23 protein-coding genes are annotated in these 24093 nt (G+C 41.0%); 12 read left to right on the top strand and 11 right to left on the bottom strand.

Annotated features, from left to right (window positions below; genetic code table 11):
• The first annotated feature begins 180 nt into the window (after positions 1-180).
• The 4 genes from AC4CUX_RS01665 (at position 181) to ahpF (ending at position 4818) form a co-directional block, all read left to right on the top strand.
• Positions 181-969, top strand: a complete 789-nt coding sequence (locus AC4CUX_RS01665; RefSeq protein ID WP_201951973.1) for a tellurium resistance protein — start codon at positions 181-183, stop codon at positions 967-969.
• A gap of 19 nt (positions 970-988) precedes the next feature.
• On the top strand, positions 989-2122 hold the full coding sequence (locus AC4CUX_RS01660; protein WP_004696049.1) for a toxic anion resistance protein: 1134 nt from the start codon (positions 989-991) through the stop codon (positions 2120-2122).
• 33 nt (positions 2123-2155) lie between these two features.
• A complete protein-coding gene (locus tag AC4CUX_RS01655) occupies positions 2156-3082 on the top strand; it encodes a hypothetical protein (RefSeq protein WP_078426580.1) in 927 nt (308 codons plus the stop codon).
• A gap of 170 nt (positions 3083-3252) precedes the next feature.
• Positions 3253-4818, top strand: a complete 1566-nt coding sequence (gene ahpF / locus AC4CUX_RS01650) for an alkyl hydroperoxide reductase subunit F (RefSeq protein ID WP_490792119.1) — start codon at positions 3253-3255, stop codon at positions 4816-4818.
• Positions 4819-5105: 287 nt separating this feature from the next.
• Here the strand turns inward: ahpF and AC4CUX_RS01645 are convergent, their stop codons facing one another.
• The 3 genes from AC4CUX_RS01645 to AC4CUX_RS01635 all read right to left on the bottom strand — a co-directional run bounded on the left by AC4CUX_RS01645 (position 5106) and on the right by AC4CUX_RS01635 (position 7666).
• Positions 5106-5360: a YfhL family 4Fe-4S dicluster ferredoxin gene (locus AC4CUX_RS01645; protein ID WP_078389479.1), complete on the bottom strand. Its 255-nt coding sequence runs from the start codon at positions 5358-5360 to the stop codon at positions 5106-5108.
• 14 nt (positions 5361-5374) lie between these two features.
• Positions 5375-6775, bottom strand: coding sequence for a prephenate-dependent tRNA uridine(34) hydroxylase TrhP (gene trhP, locus AC4CUX_RS01640; RefSeq protein WP_078389480.1), 1401 nt, complete (start codon positions 6773-6775; stop codon positions 5375-5377).
• Positions 6776-7237: 462 nt separating this feature from the next.
• Positions 7238-7666 carry a Cd(II)/Pb(II)-responsive transcriptional regulator gene (locus AC4CUX_RS01635; RefSeq protein ID WP_005400541.1) on the bottom strand — a complete coding sequence of 143 codons (429 nt, stop codon included), beginning with the start codon at positions 7664-7666 and terminating at the stop codon, positions 7238-7240.
• Positions 7667-7742: 76 nt separating this feature from the next.
• On the opposite strand from AC4CUX_RS01635, the gene AC4CUX_RS01630 reads away from it, so the two are divergent.
• Positions 7743-8381, top strand: coding sequence for a cation efflux transmembrane domain-containing protein (locus AC4CUX_RS01630; protein ID WP_039890057.1), 639 nt, complete (start codon positions 7743-7745; stop codon positions 8379-8381).
• Between the two features lie 142 nt (positions 8382-8523).
• Here AC4CUX_RS01630 and AC4CUX_RS01625 read toward each other — a convergent pair whose 3' ends face one another.
• Positions 8524-9366, bottom strand: a complete 843-nt coding sequence (locus AC4CUX_RS01625) for a hypothetical protein (protein WP_005400543.1) — start codon at positions 9364-9366, stop codon at positions 8524-8526.
• 251 nt (positions 9367-9617) lie between these two features.
• On the opposite strand from AC4CUX_RS01625, the gene AC4CUX_RS01620 reads away from it, so the two are divergent.
• Positions 9618-10184 carry a TetR/AcrR family transcriptional regulator gene (locus AC4CUX_RS01620; protein ID WP_005400544.1) on the top strand — a complete coding sequence of 189 codons (567 nt, stop codon included), beginning with the start codon at positions 9618-9620 and terminating at the stop codon, positions 10182-10184.
• Between the two features lie 389 nt (positions 10185-10573).
• On the opposite strand, the gene AC4CUX_RS01615 is transcribed toward AC4CUX_RS01620, so the two are convergent.
• Both AC4CUX_RS01615 and AC4CUX_RS01610 read right to left on the bottom strand, forming a co-directional pair.
• Positions 10574-11374, bottom strand: a complete 801-nt coding sequence (locus tag AC4CUX_RS01615; RefSeq protein ID WP_201951969.1) for a DUF2071 domain-containing protein — start codon at positions 11372-11374, stop codon at positions 10574-10576.
• Between the two features lie 108 nt (positions 11375-11482).
• A complete protein-coding gene (locus tag AC4CUX_RS01610; protein ID WP_004696086.1) occupies positions 11483-12262 on the bottom strand; it encodes a ferredoxin--NADP reductase in 780 nt (259 codons plus the stop codon).
• A gap of 102 nt (positions 12263-12364) precedes the next feature.
• Between AC4CUX_RS01610 and tsaA the strand changes: the two genes are divergently transcribed.
• Complete coding sequence (gene tsaA, locus AC4CUX_RS01605; protein WP_039890059.1) at positions 12365-13075, top strand: tRNA (N6-threonylcarbamoyladenosine(37)-N6)-methyltransferase TrmO; 711 nt, start codon at positions 12365-12367, stop codon at positions 13073-13075.
• A gap of 5 nt (positions 13076-13080) precedes the next feature.
• On the opposite strand, the gene AC4CUX_RS01600 is transcribed toward tsaA, so the two are convergent.
• Complete coding sequence (locus AC4CUX_RS01600; RefSeq protein WP_201951966.1) at positions 13081-14337, bottom strand: MgtC/SapB family protein; 1257 nt, start codon at positions 14335-14337, stop codon at positions 13081-13083.
• Between the two features lie 208 nt (positions 14338-14545).
• Here AC4CUX_RS01600 and tfpB point away from each other — a divergent pair, with 208 nt between their 5' ends.
• Positions 14546-16303, top strand: coding sequence for a type IV pilus assembly ATPase TfpB (gene tfpB / locus AC4CUX_RS01595; RefSeq protein ID WP_201951964.1), 1758 nt, complete (start codon positions 14546-14548; stop codon positions 16301-16303).
• Between the two features lie 32 nt (positions 16304-16335).
• Here tfpB and AC4CUX_RS01590 read toward each other — a convergent pair whose 3' ends face one another.
• On the bottom strand, positions 16336-17037 hold the full coding sequence (locus tag AC4CUX_RS01590; protein ID WP_004282341.1) for an IS1 family transposase: 702 nt from the start codon (positions 17035-17037) through the stop codon (positions 16336-16338).
• Positions 17038-17198: 161 nt separating this feature from the next.
• Here AC4CUX_RS01590 and AC4CUX_RS01585 point away from each other — a divergent pair, with 161 nt between their 5' ends.
• The 3 genes from AC4CUX_RS01585 (at position 17199) to AC4CUX_RS01575 (ending at position 19706) form a co-directional block, all read left to right on the top strand.
• Positions 17199-17561: a NirD/YgiW/YdeI family stress tolerance protein gene (locus tag AC4CUX_RS01585; protein ID WP_201951961.1), complete on the top strand. Its 363-nt coding sequence runs from the start codon at positions 17199-17201 to the stop codon at positions 17559-17561.
• A gap of 145 nt (positions 17562-17706) precedes the next feature.
• Positions 17707-18369, top strand: coding sequence for a response regulator transcription factor (locus tag AC4CUX_RS01580; RefSeq protein WP_114837362.1), 663 nt, complete (start codon positions 17707-17709; stop codon positions 18367-18369).
• Positions 18369-19706 (top strand): sensor histidine kinase, encoded by a 1338-nt coding sequence (locus tag AC4CUX_RS01575; protein WP_201951958.1) that lies wholly within the window; start codon positions 18369-18371, stop codon positions 19704-19706. Before AC4CUX_RS01580 ends, AC4CUX_RS01575 begins: the two co-directional genes overlap by 1 nt.
• Before the next feature lie 116 nt (positions 19707-19822).
• Here AC4CUX_RS01575 and hemP read toward each other — a convergent pair whose 3' ends face one another.
• Positions 19823-19990: a hemin uptake protein HemP gene (gene hemP, locus AC4CUX_RS01570; protein WP_004696105.1), complete on the bottom strand. Its 168-nt coding sequence runs from the start codon at positions 19988-19990 to the stop codon at positions 19823-19825.
• Positions 19991-20140: 150 nt separating this feature from the next.
• Between hemP and AC4CUX_RS01565 the strand changes: the two genes are divergently transcribed.
• The gene (locus AC4CUX_RS01565) at positions 20141-21040 is read left to right on the top strand and encodes an NUDIX domain-containing protein (protein WP_201951955.1); all 900 of its coding nucleotides are present in this window, start codon (positions 20141-20143) and stop codon (positions 21038-21040) included.
• A 12-nt stretch (positions 21041-21052) separates the two neighbouring features.
• On the opposite strand, the gene AC4CUX_RS01560 is transcribed toward AC4CUX_RS01565, so the two are convergent.
• Both AC4CUX_RS01560 and mrcB read right to left on the bottom strand, forming a co-directional pair.
• Positions 21053-21601 (bottom strand): tetratricopeptide repeat protein, encoded by a 549-nt coding sequence (locus tag AC4CUX_RS01560; RefSeq protein WP_201951951.1) that lies wholly within the window; start codon positions 21599-21601, stop codon positions 21053-21055.
• A gap of 21 nt (positions 21602-21622) precedes the next feature.
• Complete coding sequence (mrcB, locus tag AC4CUX_RS01555; RefSeq protein ID WP_201951948.1) at positions 21623-24019, bottom strand: penicillin-binding protein 1B; 2397 nt, start codon at positions 24017-24019, stop codon at positions 21623-21625.
• Between the last annotated feature and the right edge of the window lie 74 nt (positions 24020-24093).

The following is a 24093-nucleotide window of genomic DNA, read 5'->3' as shown; positions in this document are numbered from 1 at the left end:
TCTACTCAATAGGTTTGGGTCTAGTATGAATAGAGTACTGAATAACTGATATAACCTTCATGATAATTTTTACGGCACAAAAGATGTCACAGCATTTTTGCAAAAATCTACATGTTATGTGACATAAAAGCTGTACTATAAAAATGATTTTATTCAATTTCTTTATTGGGTTAAAGCGCTATGGCACAAATTGACGTTCTTGTTCCTTTAAGGGATATACCAGTCAATTCAGATGAACTTTTAAGTATCCAGCGTAATGATTTGGTTCCTTTGCTGAACGATCAATATCGTCTCAATCATTATGCAGATGGTGTCATTCAAGCGCAGTCTGTGCTGTTAAATGGAGTGGACCCGCAGCTCACTTTACAGTTGAGTCAGACCATTGAGCAACTGATCCAGTCACTGGCTGACTCAAAAAAATACCTGAAGAAGCGCAAATTTAATGGGCTACAAAAGTGGCTCGGAATTGATATTGAATATGGTTCAACCCAAGTTGAATACTATAAAAAACTGGATCAGCTGTTGGATCGAGCCAATCATCTCAGCCAAAAATTACAAATTGAAATTCAAAAGTCACAGGCGCGCTATCAGCAGTTAACAGGCTTACGTGAGCAAATGGCCAAATATATATCTGCGGCTGAAGCATTTTTAATGGAATATCCTAAATTTGTGAAGAATGCACATCCTTTAGATAATTTTGCAGAACGTTTATCCAAGAAAATAAACAGCTTGCAGACTTTGCAAAGCAGTAATGATATTGTGATTACGCAAATGCAGTTGTCACAGCAGCTTTCATTGAGTTTGTTAGACCGATATAAAGAGGCACAGCAGGTTTTGATCCCGGCATGGCAATATCATGTCAAACAATCGCAGCAATCAAGCTCGACAATTGAACTAGAAAAGCTCGATAATAGCCGTGAAAAATTGATTCATACCTTAAAAAAATCACTACAGAAACCAACACTTTAAGAAATAGATTAGGTGAATTATGACCAACTCAGAACAAAACAGTCTTGTGGTAGAGCCAACCACCGAAGTGATTGAACATAAGTTTCAACAGTTAAATTTGCAAGAAATTGGCTTGCAACAAGATGACTTCAATGCGGTCTTGGCAGCACGGAAAGAGTTGGCAGAAATCAACCATAACGCCGTAGCGGAGTATGGTAAAAATATTGCGACACAAACCTCAGGATATACCGATGAGTTGTTAAATTTGGTTCAAAATAAGGACTTGGATGAAACTGGGCAAAAGCTAAATCAGGTGGTACAAGTTGCACAACAACTGAATACCTCAAGTATCTTAAATAAAAAGAAAAATTCAGGTTTCTTCGGTGGCTTGATAAGCAAAATTAAAGGCGCAAAGAATAATATTGATATGCACTTTAATACCACCAAAGAACAGATTGATACTTTAGTGAAAGAAATTGAAAAATCACAGTCTGGTTTAAAAGCACGTGTTGATACGCTAGATCGGATGTTTCATGGTGTGCAAAGTGAATATAAACAGCTCGGTGTGTATATCGCAGCGGGTAAGTTGAAACAGGATGAAATTCAGCAGGAAATCTCAACACTGACTGCACAGGGGCAAGACCAAACCACGACACAGAGAGTTTACGACCTCAATCATTTAGCCAATAATTTGGAAAAACGTGTGAGTGATTTGCAGGTTTTACAACAATCAGCCATGCAAACATTACCGATGATTCGTATTATCCAGTCTAATAATTTGATGTTGGTCGATAAGTTTTATGCGATTAAAAACATTACATTGCCTGCATGGAAAAACCAAATTAGTTTGGCGATTTCTTTAAATGAGCAGACGAATAGTGTGCAGTTGGCCAATACCATTGATGATGCGACCAATGACTTGTTGAAGCGCAATGCTGATTTGTTACATCAAAACTCAGTAGATACAGCAAAAGCCAATCAACGTTCAGTGATTGATATTGAGACGCTTGAACATGTACAAAACACCCTCATTAAAACAGTAAATGATGTGATTCAAATACAAAAGGAAGGTATGCAGAAACGTGCTGAAGCAACCACACGGTTGCGTAGTTTGCAGGACAATTTGAATCAATTGGTTTTAGATTCAAGTTCTAATCGTACGACACCATCTTAATGCCGAGGTGGATGGTCAATAGAGGAGAAGCGTTTGCCTTCCTTAGATGAGTATGTTGTTCAGCCTCAGCACATTGAACAAGGCGTGGTTGCACTTAAACAACGTCAACGTAAACTGAGTTTATGGTGTATGTTGAGTGCTGCCTTGTTTATTGCCTCCAGCATTAGTTATTTTCTACAACCTGATTTTGTCTATAGCTTTTTTGGGCTGAGCACTGAAATACAGCAACTGCATATGCCCATGAGTGTCGATGAAAATCTCGCATCACTAGGACATCAGCCAGATTATTTTCTGAATTTGCTGTCGTGGTTTGGTTGGCTTGTGCTCAAGATCATGGTGTCTTTTATTGGGGCATTCATACTGGTGCACTATACACGGAAAATTCATTTTTTCTATGTACGTTTTCAGTCTTTTATACTGAAGTTTGTGGCATGGCTGATTGCCTTTATTCTGCTTTGGTCAGGACTGACTTATGTGCAATATGATTTAAAAGATGATGAAAGCGAGGCTTTTCAGCAAATCGTACACTACGATAAAAACATTCAGCAAAGTGAAATAGCACAGTATTTGCAGCAGTCGCAAATTCAAATGCCTGTAAAACATTATTTGCTTGCGCAGACGGCATTGTTACACCAACCTGTCGATAAAAATGCAGCCATTCCGCATGTGCTTGCTCTGGTCCAAGCAGAAAAAACCGATTCACATTTTATTGAATATGGGTTTAAGCCTGAACAGTTATGGACGATGCAGCATCAACTCTATGGCAAAACACTCACGCCGATGGCTGCAAGTGTAGAAAAGCAAGTTCAGCAAGCAGCGCAGTTCACTAAGGTCATGCAATTCTTCTCACTTATCTTGATGTTACTGATGGCAGTGCTAAGTCTTTTGTTGTTTGGTTTGACACGTCAGTTAAAGGCCAGAACGCTAAGAATTGAACAGCGGATGCAGAGTGAATCTTAAGCTTTGACTTCGTAAAAAGTCCTGCGGGGTAGTGGGACTTTTTATGATGAATATCTTTAAATCTATAAAACCGATTATTAAAATAAAAACAAACTGTTTTATCTATTTCTAGATTTACTCTATGATTCTTCTATCAAATAAATTTATAGACTGCTTTGGAGAGCTTAACAATGTTAGATCAAAATACTTCAGCTCAATTAAAAACACTTCTTGAACGCCTAGAAGGTCCGATTGAATTGGTTGCGACTTTGAACGGTTCTGAGAAATCAGACAAAATTAAAGAATTGGTTGAAGAAGTTGCAGCACTGTCTCCACTGGTGACTGCACGTTTTGATGGTCAAAACTCACGTGCACCTAGCTTTGGTGTGGCAAAAGCCGGTGAACAGCCGCGTGTCTTCTTTGCGGGTTTACCAATGGGACATGAGTTTACCTCTTTGATCTTGGCATTGTTACAAACCTCTGGTTATGCACCCAAAGTATCGGATGAAGTTTTGGCTTCAATCAAAGCTTTGGGCATCCAGTCTAACTTTGACGTATTTGTCTCTTTAAGCTGTCATAACTGTCCAGACGTGGTGCAAGCGTTGAACCTGATTGCTATTTACAATCCGGGCACGACAGCAACCATGATTGATGGTGCATTCTTCCAAGACGAAGTTGAAGAACGCAAAATCATGGCTGTACCGATGGTGTTCCAAGACAATAACCATATCGGTCAAGGCCGTATGACCTTGGAAGAAATTATTGCCAAACTGGATACCAATTCAGCAGTCAAAGAAGCTGAAAAACTCAATGCCAAAGAGGCTTTTGATGTTTTAGTGGTTGGTGGTGGCCCTGCGGGAAATACCTCTGCCATCTACGCAGCACGTAAAGGTATTAAAACAGGGATCGTGGCTGAACGGATGGGTGGTCAAGTCATGGATACCATGGACATTGAAAACTATACCTCGATTCAAAAGACTCAAGGGCCGAAGTTTGCTGCTGAAATGGAAGCACATGTACGTGAGTACGGTGTAGACATCATGAACTTACAACGTGTCTCTAACATCAAAGGTGCAGATGAGACAGCGAATGGCTTGGTTGAAGTCACTTTAGAAAATGGTGCAAAGCTTGAATCTAAAACAGTAATCCTTTCAACAGGGGCACGTTGGAGAGAAATGAATGTGCCGGGCGAAGCAGAATACCGTACTCGTGGTGTTGCCTACTGCCCACACTGTGATGGTCCACTGTTTAAAGGCAAACGTGTTGCAGTGATTGGTGGGGGGAACTCAGGTGTCGAAGCCGCGATTGATCTTGCTGGGATTGTTGAACATGTGACCTTGGTAGAGTTTGATACCAAATTACGTGCAGACCAAGTGTTGCAAGATAAGTTACATAGCTTGCCTAATACCACAGTGATCCTGAATGCACTCTCAACTGAAGTTGTGGGTGATGGTTCACAAGTAACAGCATTGAAATATAAAGACCGTACAACCGATGTAGAACATACGGTTGAGCTTGCAGGAATCTTTGTGCAAATTGGTTTATTGCCAAACACCGATTTCCTCAAAGAAACAGCGGTTGAGCTTTCAAATCGTGGTGAGATTGTGATTAATGATCGCAATGAAACCAATGTCAAAGGTGTATTTGCCGCAGGTGACTGTACGACTGTGCCTTACAAGCAAATCATCATTGCCACAGGTGAAGGCGCGAAAGCAGCTCTGTCTGCTTTTGATTATATTATTCGTTCTGGGCTGTAAGTGTGAAATGAAAAAGCCAACGCTCTCCCAAAATATACGTTGGCTTTTCCCCTTTATGCTGTATTGTTGATCTTTGGTTTTACCCTTGATAGGAACTGAGTCGCTAACAGCTCAGTTCCTTTTTTTTTCGTTTAAAGCAAATATCTTGTACAAAGAAAAAGCCAAAGTGCTCCCCAGTCACTTTGGCTTTTTCATTTAGTTTTTGTTTATTGTTATTCTTTGCCCAGTTTTTGTTTTGAAACTCTGAGTGTGGTCAGTACTCGGTTTCTTTTCTACTTTCCCCAAGGTTAGACGCTAAATAAGTTCAATCCTTTAAATTTTTCTAACAGTTGTTGTTGTGTTTCAACGTATTCTGGATGTGGCTCGATACAGGCAATTGGGCAAACATCGACACAGGTTTGGGTATCATAAAAACCAACACACTCGGTGCAGCGGTTGACGTCTATTTCATAAATTTTATCACCTTCAAAAATAGCGGTATTGGGACATTCAGGAAGACACATATCACAGTTAATACAAGCATCCGTTATTTGTAGTGCCATAGCATTATCCCCAGTCAGCTTGTAACATAAGCCAATGCAGGCGCTGAAATGTCAGTGCTTGAATGCGGTAAGTTACGAATGAGCAGGGCATAGCGCATGTCTACATCAGCAGGAACGGGTATTTCAACCACATGTCCTGAGCCTTTCGCTTCAAGTATTGGATTGCCTTTTTTATCGAGGATTTCTGTTAGTTTAAATATGATGTTGCCTGAAGTGGTCATGAGTTCGAGCACATCGCCCACTACAAAACGGTTTTTGACATCGACTTTCAAATAATCGCCATTGCGTTCCAAAATTTCACCGCAGTATTGTTGATGGTCAAAACTGGATGAACCATTTTCATAGTTTTGATATTCGCTATGCACGTGGCGGCGTAAAAAACCTTCGGTATAACCACGGTTGGCCAGACCTTCGAGTTGTGTCATGAGTGAGGAATCGAAAGGTTTACCTGCGAGCGCATCATCTATGGCTTTGCGATAAATTTGTGCTGTACGGGCACAGTAAAAATAAGACTTGGTGCGTCCTTCAATTTTTAAAGAATGAATCCCCATTTGGGTTAAGCGCTCAACATGTTGCACCGCGCGTAAGTCTTTTGAGTTCATAAAGTAAGTACCATGTTCGTCTTCTTCAGCAGCAAACATGTCTTCATCATGACGTTGTAGTAATACGGGTTCATCAAACTGATGCTGTGCTTGCATATGCAGTTCATCAGCATTAGAGCTTGAACAGCAGTTGGAGCCTGTATTCAGATTTTGGACTGGGATCACATCGCCATTTTCATCTTGCTGAGTCTCGTGTACTTTGTATTCCCAACGGCATGCATTGGTACATGCCCCCTGATTGGCATCACGTTTATTCATATAGCCGGAAAGCATACAACGTCCAGAGTACGCCATGCATAGCGCACCATGCACAAAAACTTCAATTTCCATGTCTGGTACTTGTTGCTTAATTTCTTCAATTTCATCAATAGATAATTCACGGGACAAAATGACCCGAGTCAGTCCCATGTTCTTCCAAAACTTCACAGTAGCCCAGTTAATGGCATTGGCTTGAACCGAAAGATGCACATCCATGTCTGGAAAATGTTCGCGTACCATCATAATCAGGCCTGGATCCGACATGATCAGGGCATCGGGTTGCATTGCAACCACAGGTGTGAGGTCACGAATAAAGTTTTTGAGTTTTGAGTTATGTGGTTGAATGTTGACGACCACATAAAACTTTTTACCTAAGTCATGCGCTTCTTGAATGCCGATAGCCAGATTGTCATGGTCAAATTCATTATTGCGCACACGTAAACTGTAACGAGGTTGTCCGGCATAGACTGCATCTGCACCATAGGCAAATGCATAACGCATATTTTTAAGCGAACCTGCAGGAGAAAGAAGTTCAGTAACGTGATGAATGCTCATGATTAAACTAAGGCATAGAAAAAATATGGGTTTATTGTAGGGCTTTAAAAAATAGATTCAACCTAGTAAACAACTCGGAATTTAAACGGTTATAGACGCGAAAATTACATGTTCAAATGCTGGATGTGAGTGCTCCATTATAAATGTTTGAATATATGGTTTTATGTGGCTAAGGATAAAAATGAATTTAAATCCCCTTGTTTTATAAAGTAAAAGATCTGTTATATAAAACTTATTCGAGGTTCTAATCATCAAAAAATTGGAGTTCTTTGCGGCCTTTTATCCGAAATAATTAGGGATCATTTTTATTAGATTTGAGGTTAGGCTAGATTTTTTATTTCTGAAATTATTAAAAAATTAAAGAAAATAAGGATAAAAATCCTGCATTGCCCACGAATGGTTTGAGTAAATAGGTAGCAAAACTGAGTAATACCCATATTCTAAATTCTGCGTTGATGTGTTTTATACATCTAGCCCTGCTTCAAGATGTCTTAAAATTTGACAATCATCAATGGTTGATTGAGTTGAGCAAGACTGCCGAAGCTGTTGTAGCTGTATCTGAAATTTTTGCAATTCAATGATTTTTTGTTCGACTTGTTTTAAATGCTCATCGATCAGTTGATTGACAGCACTACAGTCTTGTTGAGGTTTTTGTTCCAGTTCAATCAGGTATTCAATTTCTTTGAGTGAGATATCCAGCGCGCGGCAACGTTTAATAAAGATGAGTCGTTTAAGTGCATTATCTTGATAATAGCGATAATTATTGTCCCCGCGAAAAGAAGGTTCTAATAAATGCTTTTTTTCATAGAAACGAATGGTATCGGCACTTAATCCTGTTTTATGGACTAAGTCTTTCATCAAATAAATAGCAGATGAGTTTTGTTGATTCATTTTGCTTGACCTTAGAGCGACTCCATAGTTTTTAATCATAATAGAAAATGATTACGTCTGAATAGAGGTTGTGTATATGGCATGTTCTTCTTGCAGTTGTGCACCTGCACCGCAAAAGCCAAATAGTAAGTTTAGAACGGCATTGTGGATAGCCTTATTGATCAATTTAGCTATGTTCGTGGTGGAGCTCATTGGTGGGGCTTATGCGCATTCGTCATCTTTATGGGCCGATTCTTTAGATTTCTTTGGTGATGCAGTCAACTATGGTATTTCCCTAGCGGTGCTTGGTGCGAGCTTGTATTGGCGGGCGACAGTGGCATTGCTTAAAGGTATAACCATGGCGCTGTTTGGCTTAGTCGTGATAGGTAAAGTGATTTATGCCTATGTTTTGGGAATTCCGCCTGAAGCCATGACCATGGGGGTGATTGGTGTGATTGCTTTGCTTGCGAATGTGGTTTGTGCCGTCATTTTATATGCCTTTAGAGAAGGTGACTCTAATATGCAATCGGTCTGGCTTTGTAGCCGAAATGATGCGATTGGGAATGTGGCGGTTATTTTTGCTGCAATAGGTGTGTTTGGTACAGGCAGTTTGTGGCCAGACATAATCGTGGCAGGCATTATGGCGACTTTAGGTATGACGGCGGGTTATCAAGTGGTGAGCAAAGCGTTATCTGAGCGCAAAAAAAGTATATTAGAAAATTCGACTGCACAATAAAAGTGAGAGTGCTTCTACGGTTTAATTCTAGATTTAATACTACTGCTGGAAATTAATGCTTGGCATTCATAAGATGTGAATTCACTCCATATTCAAGAGTTGGATACGTGAGTGTACAAGGACGTTTAGCTACTGAGGTGAATTAATGAGTTCGTAAACTCATCTTGCTCCAAAAGTTATTCCATAGACTTAAATATTCAGTTTGAAGTTGCTGGAAATACAGAGCCTGTTCAGGTTTATAGCATTGTGTGAATAGCACCCAAACGTCGTCTTCATGATTGTCATCGTTAGCAAGGGTTGTATCACATGTTTCTGCAAGGCCATGACATGCATAGTATCCTTGGGTAAATAAAGGATCATAGGCTGCGAGATTAGTTCTGAGTGCTTCACTAAACTTAATCACTTGTAATTCAGTACAAGCCAAAATGAGCAGCAAGTCTGCATAAGAATGAATATGTTCTTGAATAAATTGTGCGATTGCAAATGCTTCAGGCTCGGTCTGTTTTTGATCGGTGACATTGAGTTCAAGTTGCTGCATCAGTTGAAGGAAATAGACCAAATGCGATTTAGAGGGTGAGCTTTTCTCAAGTTGATGGGTATTAAAACCCAATTCATCTAGAAGATTTAGTGACAACAAATAACGTGCATATATCTTGGCTGCAATGCGGTCTTGCTCCACGATATTACTGTCGTGCTCAAGTTGCAGTGCTTGATACATAGCCATACTCAAAGCATCAGTGAAAATTTTGACAATGGCGGTAAAATAATTCAGATGAATAAATTTCAGCTGTTCAAGGCTCAGTTGGCATTGATGCAGCCGTGTCAGTATCGGATGTTGAAATAAAATATGTTCGGCTGTCGTTTGTTTCAAGCGGATGATCGCTTGAGTATTGGTTGCCCATGACGCTGAGCTTAAGGATCGTTCAATAAAGCGCAAAACTTCTGCGCGGGTATGTTCAGACTGGGTGAAGGAGAGAGCATTCATATACGAAGTAAATTTTAATTGTCATCATTTTTATCATAGTGAAAAAGATCCGACTCTTCTAGTGTTTTATTTATTTTAAAAACTATATATTTCAAATGGTTATTTTAATATTGATATTGTTTCTTATAAAAAAACGGTGTTGATCTAAATTTGATATATAATATCGTCTTCAATCGATGTATTTCGTTTTCATGTGCTGTTCTTTTGGGTTAATGGCTTAATTTTAAAGTTTTGTGCATCAGGTAAAATAAATGTCAAAAAAAGAAGACATCATTAACACAGCGCTTAATCTCTTTAACTCACATAGTTATAATTCTATCGGTGTGGATCGGATTATTAGCGAGTCTGGCGTTGCTAAAATGACGTTTTACAAATACTTCCCATCTAAAGCTAAATTAATTGAAGAATGCTTAGTGACCAGAAACCAAAATTTACAGCAGTCGCTTGAAGCGACGATTGCTGCATGTGACCCAAGTGATTATCTCTCCCATATTCGTGCAATTTTTGAATGGTACCATGCTTGGTTTCATAGCGCGGATTTTAATGGTTGTATGTTCCAAAAGGCAGTTGAAGAAATTTCAAAAATTTATCCTTCTTCACTACAGCCCGCAATTGATTATAAAGAATGGTTAAAAGGCAAGTTATGTCAGGCTTTGAATCGTCTAGGTGTGAAGCAGGATGAACAGTTGGCGGCTTTTTTATCGAGTATTTTGGATGGCATGACCATACAAGCACAAATCGATCCGAAGCAAGTACATTTGGAAGATTATTGGAAGCGTGTGAATACTTTAATTCAAATGGAACTTTCAGCTGCCTAATATATAAATTTTGATTTTAAGGTTAACCTAATACACTCATTATATTGCTGGCTTAAATGCGCTTAAAATAAATCACGTACAAATAAATAAGCGCGATAACGGTTAAGTTATCGCGCTTTGCTGATAATGATTATGTTCCATATCGCACATTATTTGACAATAATGCATGATATGAATATGAGCAACTTAATGTGCCTTCTTATATTTTTTGTACCCTCTGAATGTTTTCGGTCATTCAGTATTTCAGCAAAAATAGACAGACTTGTCTGTTTTGTTGAATTATAGAGACTTTGTGGAGAAAAACAACCAATCTCTCATTATTTTGGCTGAAATTTATTCATCATGCTTAATATCCCTTAAAATATGTAGGGTATTCATTATTTATTGTGTTATTCAGCCGAATGATTAAGGCACCTTGGGGGTAAATAAATGGTAAATTCATTGATTGGTTCAATCAGAACACTATAGGGTTTGAGCTGATCTTCATAGCATACAAGATTGAGCCTTGCTAAAAGTTCAAAGCGAGCATAATGCAGCGTTGCAGGTTTTGGATTTAAGCAACCATGCCACACACGATAGCTGCCGAGTTTTCCATCGCGGCGATGGTAAAATCCTGCCAAAGGATGAGTCAAGAAGACCTGATAACTTTCTAAATTGGGAAAGCCTTCAAAAAGCCATGGGTCATGTTCGGACTGAGACAAATGCACATCTGAAGTGGCCCATGCCGATTGAGTCCGCATTTTATATTGTGTATATCGACCCTCTGCATCTTGCTGACAATCAAACTCAATCTGTGCAGGATGCCACGGTAGTTGCCAGACATAACGAGGAACGATTAGCGTCCAAGAGTCCAAAGTCGTTCCTAAAAACCAAACACAACGTTCCTGTGTTTCCTGATCAATCACGTAGACACGATAATTAGTTTGCCCCATAGTGAATTTTGGAAAAGGATAAACCGCAGAGCTGAAATCGACATCGATGAAGGGCACTACCGACATCAGTGCATGTTGTTTGCCTTGGTACTGGACCGTGTCTAACTTAAATCGTGCTGGAATGATCTCTTTAAAACGAGCTGGGTCAACGGCATAAGTAATGAGGGCAAAATGCTGGAGTTTACACTGTACATCGAGGCCGCTGGGCTTGGGTTTTGGATGTAAATAGTCTTTAAATTTGAGTTCTGGAAAGGTCATGGGTTTAAATTCTAGATTTGTTATTTTTTTAATATTAGATAAAACTATGCGTAGAGTAAATAAAAAACCGAAGCCTAAGCTTCGGTTTTTTAATATCTTTATACGATCTTATTTTTCAACGAATGCACGTTCAATCACGTAGTCACCAAGTACACCCATACGTGGCGACTCTTTTAAACCATGTTGGTCTAGAAGTGCAGCAACGTCATCGAGGAATGCAGGGCTACCGCAAAGCATTGCACGGTCCGTTTCTGGGTTGAAACGTGGTAAACCGATCTTCTCAAAAATCTCACCAGTTTCAATTACAGTTGTGACACGACCTTGGTTTGGATACTCTTCACGAGTAACCGTTGGGTAGTAAACCAATTTATCTTTAATGCCTAGCTCTTCAAAGAACTCATTGTTCGGAAGTTCGTCTAAAATGAGGTCTTGGTAAGCCAATTCAGAAATGAAGCGTGTACCATGAACCACAATCACTTTCTCAAAACGTTCATAGGTTTCAGGGTCACGAATGGTCGCCAAGAACGGTGCAAGACCTGTACCAGAAGAAAGCAGGTATAGGTTTTTACCTGGGTTTAAGTCATCAAGTACTAAAGTTCCAGTTGGTTTTTTAGATACCAAAATTTCGTCGCCCACTTTAACTTTTTGTAAAATAGAGGTTAACGGGCCATCTGGAACTTTAATTGAGAAAAACTCAAGTTCTTCTTCGTAGTTTGCACTAGCAATAGAATAAGCACGCATTAACGGTTTGCCATTTACTTCAAGGCCGATCATCACAAATTGACCGTTTTTAAAACGTAGAGCAGTGTCGCGCGTCGTTTTAAAAGAGAATAAAGTATCATTCCAATGGTGGACGTGAGTAATCTTTTCGACGTTGAAAGCAGCCATTAAAGGTCTCAATAAATTATCAAATTAGAACAGGTTGCTATTCTAATCTAAAATCATTCTCGATAAACTGAATATATTTAATTGAGCTTATTAGAAAAAGTGATGATGACTGAGTTAACCTTGCCAATTATTGGCTATATGCACTCTTCTTATAAGGAAAAGTTTGGTATTCCTCGTCAGCCTAATTTGGTTCAAGTGGAATCGTATATTGAAATGCTAGCACCCTATAATGATGTTCTGGCCTTTGAAGGAATTGAGGCATTTAGTCATGTATGGTTGGTGTGGCAGTTTCATGACAATAAAAATCCAGAAAAAAACCAGTTTCGCTCACAAGTTCGTCCGCCACGCTTAGGGGGCAATAAAAAAATAGGAGTATTTGCTACGCGTAGTATGTATCGTCCTTCACCGATTGGTCTATCGGTGGTAAAGCTCAAGTACGTTAAAAAAGAAGGGAAATCGGTTCGAGTGTATGTCACAGGAAGTGATTTGCTAGATGGCACCCCGATTGTCGATATTAAACCCTATATTCACTACTCAGATGCCGTTATAGAAGCGGAAAGTGGCTATGCGCAAGATGAACCTAAACGTAAATCGGTGATATGGTCGAATCGGGCGATCGAACAGAAGCAGCAGCTTTTGACGAGTGGGAAATTGTCTGTACAGACCCTACAAGAGCTTGAAGCCATTTTATCTTTAGATCCCAGACCGGCGTATCAGGATGATGAAGCACGGGTATATAAAATGAAATTTGCTGCTGTTGATATCGCTTTTACAGTGGGTGAAACTACAGTGAATATCACGGCCGTAGAATGAGAGATTTAAAGAGAGAAGCTCCAATACAACAGCCCAATCAAAACCACCATATGCAAAATCTGAATCGGGGCAAAAGCTATAAAGTATTGCTTACCACCTGTTAAGGCGGCATTAATGGACTTGGCAACAGCGTGTGCAGTCAAACCTAATATAAATGCAGACATTGCTGCCGTGTCTGTCGGTGCCCCTTGCATGACCACTGTTGCCATCGCTGCATGAATTTCAAATAAAGAGGCCAGCAAAGTCCCAGCGATTAAACCTGCATCTCCCAGCCAAAGGTTAAGTCCATACACACCCGCTTGGATGAACGTCAAAGTCAGGGCAATAATGCCAGCCTCTTTTAAGCTAAACATGCGTGAATCAGTGGGTTGATGTTGTTCTTGTGCAGGGGCAGATCGTACCAACGCATAAGCACAGATCCCTAAAAGGACACTTGCCACAAGCGTCGGCAGCAGTATAGTTTTGAGCCAAAGTATACTCACACCTGCGACTATAATTAGTAGTTGCAACAAAGTCGCAATACAGGACATGAGCGCTGCACCTGCATTGGGTTTGGCAAGTGCTCGACCTGCACGTACTTCCATGCCTAAGCTGGCAACAGTCGCGGTACTGGATACAAAACCTGAGGCGATTGCCGATAAAATCATGGCATTTTTAGTGTTCAGCAGTCGTTTGGCAATATGTGCAAGCGCTTGAACACCAAGAATAAGTGTAACTAATTTTAAAATAATATAGGGATTCAGCACAGCACCCCATAAAGGCGTATTCGGCGTTAAGGGCAAAGCAATTAGAATCAGTGCTAGAAGAAAGATACCGTCTTTAAATTCAGCTTCAGTAATCCATTTTCCAGCAATGCTGTGCATAGAATGTTTGGTCATTAAAATAATGGTCAGGAGCACGGCTAAACCTGCCGCTAAAGGGGTATTCCACAGGCACATTGCGCCAATAAAATAGGTCATGACAAAGGCAAGTTCAGTGGTTGAACCCAAATCTTCTGTTTGGTTTTTCATTGAGAATATAACTATGCCGCCGATGATCAGCGCACCAACAATGCCAATATTGACACCAAATAAAAAACAAATGGCACCGAGAAGGGCACAAATGGCAAAGGAGCGTAGTCCTGCAAAGCTCTGTTGGTTTTCACGTTGTTTGCTTCGTTCGCGCTCTAGACCAATCAACAGTCCACAGCCTAATGCTGAAGCCAAGGTAATGAGGACATCAGATAAAGCCAAGTTGTTGATGGAAACTATGCTGAAGTCCAAGCCTATCTCACTAAATTTAATGACCTGTCTAAAATATAGGCGAATGCTGAAGGTGGATTCAAGTTAAAAGAGCAAGATTTGTGAGTAAATTCGTGATTCTATTGATGAGCTTGGCTACTCCTCGATATTTGTGGGATTTGCTTATGCTTTGTGTGAATGAATACAGAAAATCTTGCTATAGTGGGGTTATGTTTGGGGACGTATAACAATGAATTTTAATTTTGAAATTGATACCACTTGGTGCTTAGATCAACTGTTTAAAGATGGGCGAATTACTGAAAAAGAAAAAAATCTAGTACAAACCTCGCACCGTCAACGCGATCAATTGAAGTGGCATCCTTTACAGTGGATTGCTCATTTTAATCTGGTGGATCAGTCGCATCCACAGTCGAGACTGACATTAAATCGGCTGTGTCAGTGGCTAGCCGAAAAGACCCAATTACCGTTTTATGTGATTGATCCACTCAAAGCCGATGTGCAAGCTTTGACTTCGGTGATGTCTCAAGAATTCGCCTTCCGCAATAAAATCTTGGCAGTAGAAGTTCAGGCTAATCAAGTTTTGATTGCAACAGATCAGCCGTATATGAAAGATTGGATTGCAAATTTGGAGCAGAATGTTGCACCGAAAAAAATCCAGCGTGTATTACTCAGCCCTGAACAATTACAGCGCTATATGGTCGAGTATTATCAGGTGAGTCGCGCCGTCAGTAACTCCCAGAAGTCTGGGAGTTATGACCGTGATAATAAAGGCGTAGAAGCACTTTTACAGTTGGGTGATAGTCAAAACCTTGATGCCAATGACCAACACATTGTTAAATTAGTCGACTGGGTTCTACAGTTTGCTTTTGAGCAAGGTGCCAGTGATATTCACTTAGAACCACGTAAAGACAACGGCAAAGTTCGTTTCCGTATTGATGGAGTGCTGCATACGATTTATAACATGCCTGCCAATACTTTAACCGCAGTGATTTCGCGGATTAAAATTTTAGGTCGAATGAATGTGGCGGAAAAACGTAAACCACAAGATGGACGGTTAAAAACACGGACACCGAAAGGACAAGAAACAGAACTGCGTCTTTCGACTTTACCGACTGCTTTTGGTGAAAAGTTGGTGATGCGTATTTTTGACCCTGAAGTTTTAGTGCGTAGCTTTCAGCAGTTGGGTTTTGAAGGGCATTTGCTCAGTGATTGGCAAGCGCTGACTTCGCATAGTCACGGCATTATTTTAGTGACAGGGCCAACGGGTTCAGGTAAAACCACCACGCTTTATTCTTCTTTGAAACAATTGGCTACCGAACAGGTGAACGTCTGTACCATTGAAGACCCAATTGAGATGTTAGAGCCGAGTTTTAACCAAATGCAGGTGAATACAGGCATTGATCTTGGGTTTGCTGATGGTGTTCGCGCACTGATGCGTCAAGACCCTGACATTATTATGGTCGGTGAGATTCGTGACCATGATACGGCCAATATGGCGATTCAGGCCGCACTTACAGGGCATTTGGTGCTTTCAACTCTGCATACTAATGATGCACCTTCCAGTCTGACGCGTTTGCATGATTTAGGCGTACAACCGTTCTTAACCGCGGCAACCATTTTAGGGGTGTTGGCACAGCGTCTCGTACGTCGTTTATGTCCACATTGTAAAGTTGAAAAGCAAATCAATAGCCAAGAATGGGAGCATCTGACTTTTGATTACATTATGGAGATGCCTGAAAAAGTCTTTACCGCAGTGGGATGTGAAGAGTGTCGTCAAACGGGCTACAAAGGACGAGTCGGCATCTATGAGTTTATGCCCGTGAGTTTAGAGGCAAAGCAACTGATTGGTGCCAATGGTGACTTGACTGCACTGCGTCAACAAGCCAAAAAAGAAGGCATTGAGCCTTTAAGAATTTCGGGTGCTCGTAAAGTTTTAGAAGGCGTCACGACACTAGAAGAAGTGTTACGTGTCGTCCCACTTAACTAAGCGTTGGTGGTGTTTCAAAAAGTATGCTGGCATTAAACGAATCCATTATTGATATAAAAGAACACTAAATCAAAGGCTTTGAAATGATTTTCAAGCTTTTTGGAGAAGTTGCAGCTTCTCCTAAAGCCTCGCCTGATTCGATGCCGTAATCGACAATTATTGCCTTCTATACCCACAGTGAAAAATTTACCAATCAACTGTTTGCATTCTTTAAAGGTCGTAACAAAGCTATCCCAATGGTCACTTGATATACATGTATAGCTTACACCTAACTGCTTCAATTTTAATTTAAGTCGTTTTGCAGTGGCTAAATCTCGGTTACCCCATACATAAGCAACAATTTCACCTGTTTCTCGATGATAGGCATAAATTAGCCATTGTTTATTTTGCTTATGACCAACAAAAGTCCAAAACTCATCTACTTCAAGGGTTTCATAATGACTTTGCTGTGCTCGAAGTTGATATTTTGATTGGCTAAGTGTCCGTAGAACTTTACCGATACTTACTCTTTCAATTTCTGCTATATCCCTGACACCACTGCCTCGCACCATGAGGTGTAATATTTTGGTTTTGATACCTGAGTGACAGCCTTGATAACTGAGAGCATGATCACCAATAAATTGACGTCTGCATATTTTACATTGGTAATTTTGCTTACCATCTACTTTTGTGCCATTTTTCTTTATACTGTCACTTAGGCAGGCTGGACACTTGATTTCTAGAGTTATTCGCATTTCTCTATTTTATCAAAATCCAACCTGCTTTTTTTCAGCATACTTTTTGAAACACCACCAGCGTTTAATGCTTTAATTGAATCTTTCTTAAGATTCAGCTCATCTAGCTTTGGTTTAATGACTTCATCAAATAGATGAACAATTAAATAGAGGTACTGGATATGAATATGATGATGAAAGCGTTATTGGTTGCAGGTGTTATTGGCTCAACCACTGTCGCTGTAGCAAACACCGCAGTGAACCAAGCGGCAGTTACTGCTTCAACACCAACTACAGTTAAGCATGCGTTAACATTAAAAGATGACAGTCACGTCCAGTTAAAAGGTTATGTGGTCAAAGCCATTGGGGATGAGAAGTATGAATTCCGTGACCAAACTGGTTCAATTACTGTCGACATTGATGATGAATTATGGGGTGGCAAAGCAATTTCGGCTAAAACACCTGTAACCATTATCGGTGAAGTAGATATTGACTACAAACCAGCAAAACGCGTTGAAATTGACGTAGATCAAGTGAAATTCTAAACACACTTGCCCAAGCTCAATTCAATTTTGATTGGGCTTTCTTAAAAAAACCACAGGGCTAAGATTTGATCTTAGCCCTGTGGTTTTTGTATTTTGAGTCATTTCACGGCATGATCTAAACAATAGTGATTAGGCAGGTTAAGCAGTGCGGATATTATTAGCAGAAGATGATGCCTCTCAAGCTGAGAGTATTAAAACTTGGCTTGAAATGGATGGCTACAGTGTCGACTGGGTGGAACGGGGCGACCATGCCATTTTAGCCATTGAACAGCATCAGTATGACTGTGTGCTTTTAGATCGTGGTTTGCCACATGCCACAGGTGATGACATTTTGCTGAAAGTCCGTGGCAAGAACCTATCGACTCCTGTGATTTTTCTCACAGCGCGTGACAGTATTCGAGATAGAGTCGAAGGGCTAGACTTGGGCGCCAATGATTATTTGGTCAAACCTTTTAGTCTAGAGGAATTATCCGCTCGAATTCGTTTACAACTTCGACAGCAACAGCATAGTAGCTCGCAGGTATTGAGCTATGCCAATATCCAACTCGACCCACAGTCCAAAAGTGTGACTCAAAATGGTCAAGCTGTTAATTTAACCGCCAAAGAGTTTCAAATTTTGCATAAATTGATGCTCAAGCCAGAATATGTCGTTACGCGGGAACAACTTGAGGAAAGTCTTTATGCATGGGGCGATGAAATCGAAAGCAATGCGATTGAGGTTTTTATTTATCAATTGCGAAAAAAACTCGGTAGTCATTGTATTAAAACCATTCGTGGTTTGGGCTACAGAATGAATCAGGACACATAATGGCACAGCCAATTTCACTGCAGCGTCAGCTCGTTAAAAGTTCGCTCCTCAGTTCGATACTGGCGGGGCTTTTGGCATTGCTGATGTTTATTGGGGTATCGGTTTATCAGACCATGTCTATGCAAGATGAAATCATGGATGAAATGGCCGATATGTTGCTGGCAGATGATTTAACGGTCAGCAATGGTCAAGCCTTGGCAGAGCTTAGTGATGAGTTTGATATTCGCTATCGACTCGATAATGCGCAGCAACTTTTGACTGCATCCGAAGATGTACCTGAAAAAATAACTGTGGATCATTTGAGTTTGGTTTCCGATGAACCTTATGGTTTTTATTGGTCAGAGCAGAAACTGTGGCGTATTTATACTGCGCAGGATAATCACGGTTTACAGGTTCAAGTGACCCAGTCGATGTCCGAACGTTTCCATGCATTTTGGCAAAGCATCCTAGTTTTCAGCGGTGTGTTGTTTTTAGTCTGGTGTGTACAGTGGTTGTTGATGCATTTTGCCATTCGACGTAAATTTCGGGTGATACACCAAGTTTCAGAGCAAATTTCAAATAAATCGGTCAATGATTTAGCACCTATTTCTATGCCAGAACCTGAGCTGATTGAGTTGCAACCGATGCTATCTCAGCTGAATGCCTTGTTGGCGCGTTTAGACCAAGCTTTAGTGGCAGAGCAGCGCTTTACCGCGGATGCTTCACATGAGTTACGTTCTCCACTGTCTGCGATACAAATGCGACTTCAGGTGCTCAAGCGCAAGTTCCCTGAACTTGAAAGTGAGTTCAAACCGATCCAGCAAGATGTCAGTCGTGGGGTACAGGTGTTGGATAATTTGTTATTGCTGGCGCGTCTAGACCCTGAGCAAAAGGAGGGCTTGGCGAAGACTAAGTTTGACTTCAGTCTACTAATGCAGGACGTGATTAAAGCTTTACAGCCGTTTGCTGACTCAAAACAGATTAAAATTAACGTGGTGCTTGCAGAGCAAGCCTGTGTCTTGGCCAATGAGCAGCTCTTATTTAGCGCACTTCGCAATTTGCTCGACAATGCCATTCGCTATAGCCCCGAGCAGGCACAAGTTTTTGTCAATCTCACTATTGAAAAACAGCAGCTCAGACTGAGGATTGAAAATAGCGGAAATGGGGTCGATGCAGCAGTTATCCAGCGCTTGGGTGAACGCTTCTATCGGGCTTTAGGTACAAAAACACAAGGTTCAGGCTTGGGCTTATCGATTTGTCAGAAAATTGTCGATTTACACGCAGGGCAGTTGTTATTTATTTCATCCGACTTAGGCGGTTTAAAAGTGGAGCTGCTGTTAAATAGGGTTGAGGCTTAGATGTGCAGATTTGCGATAAAAACAGCATAAATGATCAAACTTAAAGACATTAAAAAGCAGTACGCGCTGACATACTGCTTGTTTCCACGATTATTGTTATTGGGTTTTTATAGTTCTTATTTGGTAAGAATGAGTCGGTTATTGCGAGTGAGTCGTAGACGATACTCTTCTCCAGCATGCATAATGCGAATTTCACGGCCTAGGGCAAATAAGTTGTTTGAGTGTAGCATTGGTAGTGAATGGGCTGTTTCGTTACGAGTAAATAAGCTAAATGGTGCGTTCATTCTGGCGACTCCGTGGTGTATGTTGAACGATTTAAATGATAATCATTATCGAATGAGGCTGTCAACATTTTCTCGCTGAAAATATAAAAAACTTCAATATCGTTACATGCAATCACTTAATACACTACACATCTGAAATGGAATCTGATTATGTCAAAACCTTTGGTTCAAGTTGCTATAGCCATCCTTTTACATCAAGGCAAAGTTTTGGTGGGCTGGCGCCAGGCGGAACAGCATCAGGGCAATAAGCACGAATTTCCTGGGGGTAAGGTGGAAGCAGGTGAAACGCCTGAGCAAGCTTGTCGCCGTGAAGTGTTAGAAGAGGTCGGAATTGGTATACAAGATTGGCATGCTTTTGACTGTATTCAGTTTGAATATGACGATGTAATTGTCAATTTGCATTTATTTCATGCTGTAGTATCAAATCATCTATTGGCAGACATTCACTCACCATGGGTGTGGTTCAAGCGTGCCGAATTACAAGATCTTAACTTTCCAAAAGCCAATCAAGCCATTTTGAAGCGACTCTATGCCGCACCCGTGATTAAAATTTCAGATCAAATCGATCTGTTGAAGGATTTGCCTGAACAACAAGTGCTGTATTGGCGAGTGTCTGCCAGTCCTGAACATATTTTAAAAATTGCAGAACTGAGTGTAGAACAATTGGCACGGGTGATTGTCAATATAGAACTATGGAAAGGTTTAAATCCACTACAACAGCAGGCAGTTGCGGCCATACACCTGAAACAATCTCAACTGATGCAATTGAGTAAAGGGGAGCTGAATGTTGGGCAGCGTTATATTGCGGCCTGTCATGACCGTAGCAGTGCTGAACATGCACAAGAAATTGGCTGTGATGCTCTTTTACTCAGTCCCGTACTTGATACACTCAGCCACCCAAATAGTGAAACTTTGGGTTGGGAGCAATTGAGTTTGATTGCAGAAGAGATTCATATCCCAATTTTTGCTCTAGGCGGCTTACAGTTAGCCGATTTAGCCAAAGCGCAAAGTTATGGCGCTTATGGTATAGCAGGGCAGCGCTCCATCTAACGGAGCGTGCTTTTAAGACAGACTTTTGATTGCTGTTTGGGCTTGTTGAATGGTTTTCTGATTCTTCTGCATTTGACCTGCTTTTAAGATAACGCTCCAAAGCTGCTTTTTCATGGCATTGCTTTGGGCATAACTCAAGCCGCGACGTGCAAGCGATTCCGCATTTGCAGGTTGTTTTTGTTGATTGGCAATTAAAGCCAAATACAAAAAGGTCTCACTCGACTGTGGTGCTAAACGCTGTGCTTGCATGGCGTAGCTTTGTGCTTGACTCCACTGGCCTTGGCGATAGGCCGTTTGTGTTTTTTGCATCAGACTTTTAAAAGCAGGAAGCTGTCGCCCATCATCAAACTGTTGTTTGCTTTTCTGCTCAGGAATCACAATCTTCTGACGTTGAATTTCTTCGCGATCATAAGGATGAATTGTTACCCCTGAAGGTGTTTTCTGCTCTTTATCCGACTGTGTCGGCTTTTCAGGTATCTTTTTTTCAGCTAGCTGTGGGAGACTTTGACAGCCTGCCACAGTCACGATGGTTACTAAGATACTTAAACGTTTAAACCACATCAAAATTTAAATCCGTCCTATTTATTCAGGTTGATAGCTACCACTCGAAATGACTTGCGTCTCATCTTCTAAGTTACGCTGCATGTTCGATTCACTTTCACGAATATAGTTGTCTATGCTGTCGCCTTGTTCAGGTGTAGCTTGGTAACCATCTGTTTCAGGATTGTAAGTGGGTTCAACTTGATAATGCGGTAAGCCACATGCGGTTGCTTTACGTGGTACGGTGTTTCGCAAGAGGGGAATATACATTGCACCCTCACAACCTTGAGCAGCAAGATAACCCGTGCCACGATCAATCCAGTGCCATTGCACATCATCTGGTTGGCGTAAGTTGACTGGTTTTTGACGCAGTTGGCTCATTACATTGGTCCACACTGGCAACGCACCTGAAGAACCTGTTAAGCCAGTTTGTTTGTTGTCATCTAAACCTAGCCAAACCACAGAAACATAATTGCCCGAGTAACCTGCAAACCATGAGTCACGGGTGTCATTGGTGGTTCCAGATTTGCCTGCAAGCTGAAGCGAGTTCGGTAGAGTGTTATAAGCCGAACGACCTGTACCTGAGGTCATCACTTGTTGTAGACCATAGTTCAGGACATAGGCAGAAGCAGGGTCAATGGTTTGTTGGACATTTAAGCCATAACGGGTTAGTAAGCGACCATTTTGATCGACAACAGTACGAATGGATTTAGTCGGATACTTAAAACCGCCTGTGGCAAAGTTGCCATAAATGCTGAGCATTTCCATCGGAGACATGTCTACCGCACCCAAGAAAATGGATGGATAGGTTGGAATATTACTGGTCACACCAAAACGTTTTAGGTGGTTACTAAACGTCGATAAACCAAACTCTTGACCAAGGCGAACTGCTGACAAGTTATATGAATTAGACAGTGCCTGTACCATCGGCACAACGCCATGTTCGCCACCGCTATAGTTCTTAGGTGTCCATGCTTTACCATTGGCTTGAATACTAATACTACTGTCTTCAATTGGGCTGGCCCAGTTGTAACGTCCCGACTGAATCGCACTGAGGTAAATCACAGGTTTAAGCAGTGAGCCGACCTGACGTTTGGCATCGAGTGCACGGTTAAAACCAGTAAAGTCTTGGGTTGAACCAACAGCTGCGACCAATTCACCATTTTCAGGATGTGCAACTAACACAGCACCTTGCAGCTCTTTTAGACGGCTTGAGCCACGGCTTAAGCGACCAACAGTCGATTTAAATGCATCTTGAATTTTGGTTTGGGCAATCGGATCGAGCGTTGTAAAGATGCGTAGACCTTGGTTGGTCAAATCACCTTCTTGGTATTCGGTACGTAACTGACGGCGTACAATGTCTAAGAAATCTGGGAAACGTGAAGGGCCGAGAGTCGGTTTGGCAATCACATTTAAAGGGCGAGCCGTTTCAGTTTCATATTGTTCTTGGGTCAGATAGCCCATGACCAACATGTTGTTTAAAACAATATTACGGCGTTTTTTCGCAGCTTCTGGGTTACGCCAAGGGTTATATAAGGTTGGACCTTGTACCAAACCCACCAAATAAGCTTGTTGCGCAATATTTAGCTCACGCAAAGGCATCCCGAAGTAAAACTGCGAAGCCAAACCATAACCATTAATAGAATAGTTGCCATTTTGACCGAGGTTCACTTCATTGAGATAGGCTTCTAAAATTTCATCTTTGTCATAGTGAAATTCGACCAATAAAGCCATAAATGCTTCATTGACTTTACGCTTAATGGTTTTTTCAGGGGTGAGATAGAAGTTTTTCACCAACTGTTGGGTCAGTGTTGAACCACCTTGACGTTTTCCACCCGTGACATTACTCACAATCGCACGTGCCGTACCACGAATCGAAACGCCGTGGTGACTATAGAAATTACGATCTTCTGTTGCAATTAAAGCCTCAATTAAAGGCTTAGGGACTTTGTCGAGTTTAATCAGGACACGGTCTTCATTATGCTGCGGATAAATCCCGCCAATCAGCATCGGCTCTAAACGTGCAATCCCTGTAGATGAGGGTTTAGTTGCACTGACTTCAGCCACTTGCTCATTGGCAAAGGTGACTTTAAGCACTTGTTCAGGCTCGATACTATCACCGAAGTCAAAGCCACGAGTGTGTACATATAGCTCATTGCCAGAACTGACAAAGTTCCCTGATTTGGTATAGTTTTCCGAGGACTTATAGCCCAAAAGTTTTAACTCTTGAGTGAAGTCAGCCTGACTGACAGGGGCATTGGTATACACTTCGAGTGGGCGTGCGAATACCTTCGCAGGAATGTCCCAGCGCTTGCCTTCAAACTTGTCACGTACAACGGAGTCGAGTCTTATTAAATAAATACTAAACACCAAGAATGCTGCAATGACTAAGATGCAGAAGATCAGTGCAATTAAACCTATGCCACGTTCTGACTTCATAAATACGAATAAGATCCTGAGAAATTGTGCTAATCATGCGAAGCTTTTCGCTAATTTGCAATAATTAAACTGTG

The organism is Acinetobacter sp. 231_lipA (genome assembly GCF_058243005.1).
Note: the sequence above shows the minus strand (reverse complement) of the source record. Positions and strands in the feature narration are given on the sequence as shown.